At 54.6% G+C, this 6,247-nt stretch carries 9 protein-coding genes; 3 read left to right on the plus strand and 6 right to left on the minus strand.

Going from position 1 to position 6,247, the window contains the following annotated elements; all coding sequences use genetic code 11:
- Both VLA04_02080 and VLA04_02085 read left to right on the plus strand, forming a co-directional pair.
- Window positions 1-909: OB-fold nucleic acid binding domain-containing protein (locus tag VLA04_02080; protein ID HSI20481.1), on the plus strand; the 909-nt coding region annotated here is incomplete at its 5' end.
- A 36-nt stretch (window positions 910-945) separates the two neighbouring features.
- Window positions 946-1,329 carry a nucleoside triphosphate pyrophosphohydrolase gene (locus tag VLA04_02085; protein ID HSI20482.1) on the plus strand — a complete coding sequence of 128 codons (384 nt, stop codon included), beginning with the start codon at window positions 946-948 and terminating at the stop codon, window positions 1,327-1,329.
- A 32-nt stretch (window positions 1,330-1,361) separates the two neighbouring features.
- Here VLA04_02085 and VLA04_02090 read toward each other — a convergent pair whose 3' ends face one another.
- The 5 genes from VLA04_02090 to VLA04_02110 form a co-directional block, all read right to left on the minus strand.
- The gene (locus VLA04_02090) at window positions 1,362-1,715 is read right to left on the minus strand and encodes a PH domain-containing protein (GenBank protein HSI20483.1); all 354 of its coding nucleotides are present in this window, start codon (window positions 1,713-1,715) and stop codon (window positions 1,362-1,364) included.
- A 91-nt stretch (window positions 1,716-1,806) separates the two neighbouring features.
- On the minus strand, window positions 1,807-2,331 hold the full coding sequence (locus VLA04_02095) for a response regulator (GenBank protein ID HSI20484.1): 525 nt from the start codon (window positions 2,329-2,331) through the stop codon (window positions 1,807-1,809).
- An 11-nt stretch (window positions 2,332-2,342) separates the two neighbouring features.
- On the minus strand, window positions 2,343-3,407 hold the full coding sequence (locus VLA04_02100; protein HSI20485.1) for an MraY family glycosyltransferase: 1,065 nt from the start codon (window positions 3,405-3,407) through the stop codon (window positions 2,343-2,345).
- Window positions 3,408-3,420: 13 nt separating this feature from the next.
- Window positions 3,421-4,056, minus strand: coding sequence for a nucleoside-diphosphate kinase (locus VLA04_02105; GenBank protein HSI20486.1), 636 nt, complete (start codon window positions 4,054-4,056; stop codon window positions 3,421-3,423).
- Window positions 4,057-4,070: 14 nt separating this feature from the next.
- Window positions 4,071-5,342 carry a pitrilysin family protein gene (locus tag VLA04_02110; GenBank protein ID HSI20487.1) on the minus strand — a complete coding sequence of 424 codons (1,272 nt, stop codon included), beginning with the start codon at window positions 5,340-5,342 and terminating at the stop codon, window positions 4,071-4,073.
- Window positions 5,343-5,403: 61 nt separating this feature from the next.
- Between VLA04_02110 and VLA04_02115 the strand changes: the two genes are divergently transcribed.
- Complete coding sequence (locus VLA04_02115; GenBank protein HSI20488.1) at window positions 5,404-5,790, plus strand: type II toxin-antitoxin system prevent-host-death family antitoxin; 387 nt, start codon at window positions 5,404-5,406, stop codon at window positions 5,788-5,790.
- Between the two features lie 29 nt (window positions 5,791-5,819).
- On the opposite strand, the gene VLA04_02120 is transcribed toward VLA04_02115, so the two are convergent.
- Window positions 5,820-6,170 (minus strand): phage holin family protein, encoded by a 351-nt coding sequence (locus VLA04_02120; protein HSI20489.1) that lies wholly within the window; start codon window positions 6,168-6,170, stop codon window positions 5,820-5,822.
- Window positions 6,171-6,247 lie beyond the last annotated feature (77 nt).

The following is a 6,247-nucleotide window of genomic DNA, read 5'->3' on the forward strand; positions in this document are numbered from 1 at the left end:
GGCCCTTACGCAGACCTGCCAGACTTTCTCCGTCGCTGTGCATCGGTAGTGAACAAGAAAGTACTTGAAAACCTGATCATGGCGGGCGCCCTGGACTCCATTGGCGAGCGCGGTGAGCTGCTGGCAAGCGTGGAGAACATGCTGCTCTTCACTAGCCACCTTACAAAGCGCAAGAACTCTAACCAGATTGACCTGTTTGGCAGTATGGATGATGGGCCCAAATATGACCTGACCATAGTAAGGGCAGAACCCACCTCCCAAAAGCAGCGGCTGGCCTGGGAGCGTGAATTGTTGGGCATTTACATTACCGGCAACCCCCTCTCCCCCTACTTGTCCGGGCTTCCTACCGACCGCCATCAAATTGCCAACTTAGCTGCCAATGAAGACGGCGCCCTTATCCGTGTCTGTGGTGTAGTGACCAGCCTTCGCGTCATCCTCACTAAAAAAGACAGCAAGAGCATGGCCTTTGTGCAGCTGGAAGACGAGACCGGCGTGACCGAAGCCGTTTTCTTCCCCAAGACTTGGGCAACATGCCAAAAAAGTGTCGTGGAAGGCATGGCGCTCTGCGTGGAAGGAAAAGTTTCCCGCAAGGAAAGCCGTATGAATGCCGAGGTGCTGGAGACGAAGATCCTTGCCGACGGTTGCAGCCAGCTTTCTGACAGCCCTAGCGCGCCCAAGGAGCGCGTTGACCGCTTGTTTGTGGCAATTCCCCCACAAGGTGACCGCGGCCTCTTACAGAAGATCAAGGACGTGTTAGAGGGCCATCCTGGCACGCTGCCGGTCAGCCTCCTCCTTCCATCCGTGGATGGGGAACAAGAAATGAAGGTGACCCAGCGGGTCAACCTTGCCGATTCACTCTATAGCCGGCTGGCCATACTAGTAGGCCCGGACGGCATTCGCACGGAGTAACTTGCCTGCTCCAGGAGGGAGGTCTACAGTGCTTATGTGGGACCCTTACCGGCTGGCAAGCTAGTCCGGGACGACATCCCGGACATCATTGAAAAAGACACTGGAAAGCGGCCTCGCATCATTGTCCTAGAGGGAACCTACCTTCGCCTTGAAGCCTTCAAAAAGCTCCAGGAAGAAATGGGCGAACTCTTGCGTACAACAACTCGCGAGGAAGCAATGGAAGAGTGTGGCGACGTGCTGGAAATCTACGAGTTTTGCGAGAAGTTAGGTTGCACGCGTGGCACCCATGTTGCCCTCGCAACTGTCGAAGAGTTCTGTCACCGCTATAACACCACTCTCGATGAAGCAAAAATAGCCCAGGCGAAGAAGTTGGCGCAACGCGGCGGCTTCTCCAAAGGCTACTATCTGGTCACCGAGTGACCCTCCAATTCCCGGCTAACCCCGGGAATTTTTTATCTACCCAGTGCGTTCTGAATTTCCTGCTGGATATCAAACGGGTTAGGCACATCCTTGATGGCAATGCTGGATTCCGCATCGCCTGTATTTACCGTGACGGTGCCAAAGTTAAAGATTGTCTGGGACAAGCCAGAGACCTGATGAGAAACCTGCATGATGGCGCCCAACGGGCATTCGTAAAACTCACGCTTGAGAAGGCCTTTTTGATGAAAAAAACCTACGCGCTCCGAGGTAATCACTACCAGCGTATTCCTCCAGGTGTAGAGGCTGAGTGTCAGCTTCAGAATGGCCAATATGGGTCCCGCCATGATCAGCACACTGAGGACGATTCCCCTATTGAAAAAAGCCATACTCCCCACTGAGATAAGGAGTAAGAGGCCAGCTATTAAAAATGCCGGCAGCAGGACAACGGGATGCTGGTGGGAAACCAGCCTTACAGACTCACTCGGCCGTTGGCCGTTGAATGCCATCATTGGAAGGAGTTGCTGCTGGCAAGGTCCGCGGTACGGAGAGTACGTACTGCTTTATTTTTTCGATTACTGCAGCCGGCAGCATTTCACCCTTGGTGATGTACTCCGCCGCGCCCAACTGAAGGCCACGGGCTTGGTCATCCACATCAGCCAAGGCGGACACAATAATGACCGGGATGTTCCGGGTGGTAGCATCTTGTTTTACGTGCGCCAGCACATCGTACCCGGAAAGGCGGGGCAACATGAGGTCCAGAAGGACCAGCTTAATCTCGGGATGAGTCTCCAGCTTGTCCAATGCCTGCAACCCGTCAAAGGCTTGCACTACTGTAAAGCCCGCTTGGACAAAGCGCTCATAGTAAAGTTCTTGCAGAATCTTGTCATCTTCTACGAGCAGAATAGTGACCGAACTCAGGTCAATGTCACCCCCCTGTGAAGAAGTGGCAGCCGGCTCTGTCCCTATGTCCGTAGGCAGGTTGAAAGGTTGGGTGTCGTCCATATATCCGTATTCTAACCCCGTACGGATTTCCGCTCAAGGAGATAGGTCAGGCCGATGAAGGCGAACATGCTGAGAATGAGACATAGGATGAGGAGCGCCTTCTCGTTTGCCTGCTGAGTAGTGAGGGCAAACACTCCGAAAAGCACAGCCATAATATTGGTGACCAAGACCACGTATGGTGGGGTCAGGCCAATCTTGAGCAGGCGGTGGTGCAGGTGGCGCTGGTCTGCGTGAAACGGGCTCTGCCCGGCCAGCAGGCGGCGCACAATCACGCTGAAGGCATCGAAGAGCGGGATACCCAGCACCAAAACCGCGGTGGCCACCTTGGCCCCAGAAATAACGGCGATTGTTGCAAGGAGGAACCCAAGGAGCTGCGAACCGACTGTGCCCATAAAGAGCTTGGAGGGATGCCAGTTCCAGGGCAAGAATCCTGCGGTAATGCCAATCAGGATTAAGCAAAGCGTGGCAGCGCCAATAAAGCCAAGTTTCAGGCTAACCAGAAAAAGGATGACCGCGGCGGTAAGGGAAAGACTGCCCGCCAAGCCATCGAGCCCATCAAAAAGGTTCACCGCGTTGATCATCACTACAATCCAGGCTACGACCAGTACCGCAGACCAAGCGGGGTGAAGGGAGAGGACTCCTATGAAGGGAAGCCGCAGGCTTTCTATCTGAAGACCACCCATAACCAGGCTGGCCCCAGCCACTACTTGGCCTAGGAGCTGCCAAAAAGCTGGTAACCCGTAGAGGTCATCCAAAAGTCCAAAAAGTAGGACTACTGCGAGCCCTGCAAACACACCCTGGAGCACACCCGGTGCAAAGGTTAGCAACCCAGAGTGATTCCCCGTAGCAATAACTACCAGGGCCACCACTGCAACGAGCCACATGGCCACACCCCCTACGCGGGGTTTGCGGGTTGTGTGCACGTCACGGCTACGGATAGCGGGAAGCAAGCGGTGGCGCTGTGCCAACGCGTACAGGAGTCCCATTGCTACTAATGCCGCCGCACCAACGCCGAGGAACACCACCCAGGCCTCGGGGTACGGAGACAGTGGGCCGAGACCCAGTGGTTCGGCCATATGGAATTACTACTTACTGATGACGCTTGTCACCAAACATAATGACATGGTCTGCCCGGTCGTAGTCCAGTATCTCGTCTTCGCTGAACCAGTGCGCAATCTCTTGCTCCGCCTCTTCGGTTACTTCGGAAGCGTGGATGAGGTTGAAGATGCTGCGATTCTCAATGTTGGCAGAGGTTGGCGCGTCGTGGGCAAAATCGCCACGGATTGTGCCCGGATCTGCAAAGACCGGAAGGGTGGAGCCGACAATCTTACGGACAACAGAAACGGCATGCAGGCCTTCTACTACCATTGGGATCATGGGACCCATGGTCACAAACTCAATGAGTGCCTTGCGCACGGCCTTGCCTACTTCAAGCGGGTTGTCTGAACCAAGCTCTTTCTTTGGGTCCAAACCGTATTCCACAAAGGTCTTAATCCCCTTGTTCCCGAGGCGGGTAAGCCACTCTTCGTCCTTAGGATAAAAGCCATCGGCCTTCTCGAAAGAAGCGTGCACCATTTTCATGGCCGTGATTTTCAAGCCGCGCTGTTCAAGCCGCTTGATGATCTCGCCCATGAGGCCGCGCATGACGCCATCCGGCTTGATCATGGCAAAGGTGCGCTCCGTAGCAAGATGGTGCGTTTTGTACTTGGAAGTAAGCTTTGTCATAGTGTTTTTCTCGATTAAATGGTGAGGAGTGCCTCGATGGACGCGGCATTAGCGTGTGGGCCAACTGCAGCCAGGCGCAAGTGCTCGTTTTGGAAAACTTCCTTGGCAAGCGCCTGGATGTCTTCTGCAGTTACTTTCTGGACCTTTTCCAGATACTCAGCCACGGTTTCCTGGCTCTTTTCCTCTAGGTCTTGGATGCCGTAGTACTCCGCCACTTCATCTGAACTTTCAAAAGTGATGGCTGCCTTGCCGAGCAGGTGCTGCTTGGCCCGGTCCAGCTCTTCTGGGGACACTTCCTCGTCCCGCATCTTCTTGAACTCTTTCACAATCGCTTCAACCGCTTGAGGAAAGCGCTTGTTGTCTACGCCAGCTGAGGCGTAAAGGAACCCAACGTCCCGGTAGGAATCTGTACCTGAACGGACGTAGTAACAAAGGCCCTGCTGCTCACGCACAGAAACGAACAACCGAGAGCTCATGGTAGAGCCCAGGATGGTATTGAGAAGCCGGAAGGTGGGCTGACGAGGGTCCGAGTGCGGGAAGGCCTTGGCCACAATAATAAGGTGGGTCTGCTCGGAATCTGACTTATCTAGAAGGACCTTCTGGTCAGTGCGCCAAACAGCCATTGATGGCGTGTAACTCTCCCCTTGAGGAAGCTCGTTAAAGTACTTCCAGACCAGTTCCTTTGCCCGCTCCGGGGTAATGGCACCCGCCAGTGCAACTGTGCACATGGAGCCCATGTAAAACATCTCCCGGTACTTCTCAAAGTCTGCGCGGGTAAATGCCGTGACGCTCTCCTTGGTGCCAAGGATTTTGCGGCCAAGCGGGGTGTCGCCAAAAAGGAGGTCCATGAGCACATGTCCAACTTTGCGCATCGGCATGTCCTCGTACATGTTGATTTCCTCAACAATCACGCCTTTTTCCTTCTCCAGCTCTTCTGCCGGGAAGGTGGCGTGAAGCACCATGTCAGAGAGGACATCCAAACCAAGCTCCGTGTGGCTGGCGTCTGTCTTGGTATAAAAGCCCGTGAACTCTTGGCTGGTAAAAGCGTTGAACTCACCCCCTACCGCGTCCAAGGTTTGGGCAACCTGCTGGGCGGTTTTGTATGTACGACCTCCCTTGAAAACCATGTGCTCAGTAAAGTGAGCTAGGCCCTGCTGGTCGTCCGACTCGTTCCGTGAACCCACGCCCATGAAGACCATAGAGGTGACGGTAGCCGTACTTTCCAGCGGGACCACGATGAGGGAGATGCCGTTCGGTAACTGTTCGTGATACACCTGATGTTGCATAGGTTTACTGTAGCAGGTTATCCTGTAACCACCAACGCGACCCACCCACTTAACTGCCACCATGTTACACGTAGATCTCGACAACATTCTGACCCACGATGAACTCGGTTCCAAGGCAGAAGAAATCCTGCGCAAGGCCGATGAAGAAGGCAAGATTTTGGTAGTAACCCGCAACGGCCGCCCAGCCGTAGCCATCCTTAAGATTGAGCAATTGGAAGAGCTTTCCGGCAAGACCGTGAGCCCTGCCACCCCAACGCCTAACCTTGCCGGCTTTGGTGCCGATGCTGACGCTGCCCCTGCTGCCCCTTTGGTCAACACACCAAACCCCGCCATGCAGGGCGTACCAGGCCAATCCCAGCCGCAACCTGCACCTGAAATGCCGGCGCCCATGGCACCACCAAGCATGGGCACCCCAAACCCAGACGGCCTGCCCGACATGCCAGCCTAAGAAAAAAGCTCCCGGAAGGGAGCTCTTTTTTAGCCCTGGGCAACCGCCGGCTTCAGAAGGGCATCTAGTACCATGCTCACCAGCCAGAGGATGACCGCCGCCAGAATGGCGGTGCCAAAGCTGGCAATATCGAACCCCTTAACAATTTTGGCCACCAAGAGCAGCATAAGTGCGTTAATCACAAAGGTGAAAAGCCCCAGGGAAACCACGTTGATAGGTAGGGTAAGGATAAGGAGCAGCGGGCGGATGAGCAGGTTTACCAAGCCAAGGATAAGTGCTGCCACTACCGCGCTAAACACCCCGCTTACCGCAAAGCCAGGTACCACATAGCTCACAATCAGAAGTGACAATGCAGTGACGAGAAGGCGGATAAGGAGCATGGGTACTATTTAACGAGAATATAAATGAGGATGCCACCAATCACCATGAGGATGGGAAAGGCCACCAAAATCATCAT

The sequence above is a fragment of the Verrucomicrobiia bacterium genome (genome assembly GCA_035460805.1).
In the GTDB taxonomy this organism is placed as follows: Bacteria; Patescibacteriota; UBA1384; order CAILIB01; family CAILIB01; genus DATHWI01.

Coding starts and splice junctions, on each gene's coding strand:
- VLA04_02090 (HSI20483.1), bottom strand. CDS start 1,715: ATGGCTTTTTTCAATAGGGGAATCGTCCTCAGTGTGCTGATCATGGCG.
- VLA04_02120 (HSI20489.1), bottom strand. CDS start 6,170: ATGCTCCTTATCCGCCTTCTCGTCACTGCATTGTCACTTCTGATTGTG.
- VLA04_02105 (HSI20486.1), bottom strand. CDS start 4,056: ATGACAAAGCTTACTTCCAAGTACAAAACGCACCATCTTGCTACGGAG.
- VLA04_02100 (HSI20485.1), bottom strand. CDS start 3,407: ATGGCCGAACCACTGGGTCTCGGCCCACTGTCTCCGTACCCCGAGGCC.
- VLA04_02110 (HSI20487.1), bottom strand. CDS start 5,342: ATGCAACATCAGGTGTATCACGAACAGTTACCGAACGGCATCTCCCTC.
- VLA04_02095 (HSI20484.1), bottom strand. CDS start 2,331: ATGGACGACACCCAACCTTTCAACCTGCCTACGGACATAGGGACAGAG.
- VLA04_02115 (HSI20488.1), top strand. CDS start 5,404: ATGTTACACGTAGATCTCGACAACATTCTGACCCACGATGAACTCGGT.